Source organism: Isoptericola sp. NPDC057391 (genome assembly GCF_042668085.1).
Taxonomy (GTDB): Bacteria; Actinomycetota; Actinomycetes; order Actinomycetales; family Cellulomonadaceae; genus Isoptericola.
The window spans coordinates 1-1,333 of record NZ_JBHVBO010000338.1; the positions used below are offsets into that span (position 1 = coordinate 1).

General features: G+C 72.6%; 1 protein-coding gene. It reads right to left on the minus strand.

Annotated features, from left to right (window positions below; all coding sequences use genetic code 11):
* Positions 1-51 precede the first annotated feature (51 nt).
* Positions 52-1,161, minus strand: a complete 1,110-nt coding sequence (pstS, locus tag ACFUVW_RS20850; protein ID WP_430573201.1) for a phosphate ABC transporter substrate-binding protein PstS — start codon at positions 1,159-1,161, stop codon at positions 52-54.
* Positions 1,162-1,333 lie beyond the last annotated feature (172 nt).

A 1,333-nucleotide genomic window follows, 5' to 3' on the forward strand; every position in this document is an offset into this window, starting at 1 on the left:
GGGCTCGTCGAGGGACTCGACGACGGCCCGACCGGCGGCCTGCGGTCGGGGTCAGCCGGCCGCGATCGCCTCGATCGACGGCAGCACCGCGTCGCGGATGTCGGCCGACAGCGGGGCGGAGCCCGCGGCGTCGGCGGCCGCCTGCTGGCCCTCCTCGCTCACGACGTAGGACATGTAGCCCTTGACCAGGTCCGCCTGCGCCTGGTCGGCGTAGGTGCCGCAGGCCAGGAGGTAGGAGACCAGCACGACCGGGTAGGTGCCCGGGACGTCACGCTTCAGCTCGATCGCGTACACGCCCTCCGAGCTGCCCTCGGCCCGCGGGGACTGCGCGACGACCTCGGCGGCCGCCTCGGCGCTGTAGGGCACGAACTCGTCGCCCACGCCGACCGCCACGGTGCCCAGGTCGGAGATCTGGGAGGCGTCGGCGTAGGTGATGGTGCCCTCGCCGGACTGCGCGGCCGCGACGACACCGGAGGTGCCCTGCGCCGACTCCTGGCCGTCGATGGGCCACACGCCCTCGGGCTCGTGGGCCCAGGCGTCCGGGGCGACCTCGGACAGGTAGGCCTGGAAGTTCTCGGTGGTGCCCGAGTCGTCGGAGCGGTGCACCACGGTGATGGCGGTGTCCGGGAGCTCGACGTCCGGGTTGTCGGCGGCGATCGCGTCGTCGTTCCAGGTCTTGATCTCGCCCGAGAAGATGTTCGCGATGACCTCCGGCTTGAGGTTCAGCGAGTCGACGCCATCGAGGTTGAAGGCGACGGCGATCGGGCTCACGTAGCCGGGGAACTCGATGACGCCGCCCTCGCCGCACTGGGCCTCGGCCGCCGCCATCTCCTCCTCGTCCAGGGCGGCGTCGGAGCCGGCGAAGGCGTACGAGCCGTCGGTGAAGCCGGTGCGGCCGCCGCCGGAACCGACGGGGTCGTAGTTGACGGTGGCGTCGGGGTTGGCCGTCTGGAAGCCGGCGCGCCACGCCTCCTGGGCGGACTCCTGCGAGGAGGCGCCGCCGCCGCTGAGCTCGCCCGAGAGGGACGAGCCGCCCTCCTCGGCGCCACCGGTGGACGCCGCGCCCGGCGCGGCCGGGTCCGAACCGCACGCGGCGAGGGTCAGGGCCAGCGCGCCGACCGCCACGGCGGATCCAGCACGGGAGAATCGGCTGAGCTTCACGTCTCGTTCCATCCTGTTCACACGGAGGGACACCGGCGAAGTACCGGCGTTCGTCGGGAACGCTAGGCACGCAAGGTGGCTCGGGACCCAGGAGCAGGTGAACGCGGGGTGAACAGTGGCGGTCAGTGCCGAGATAGAGAGGGCTCCCCGCCGAGATAGAGAGGGGACGGAC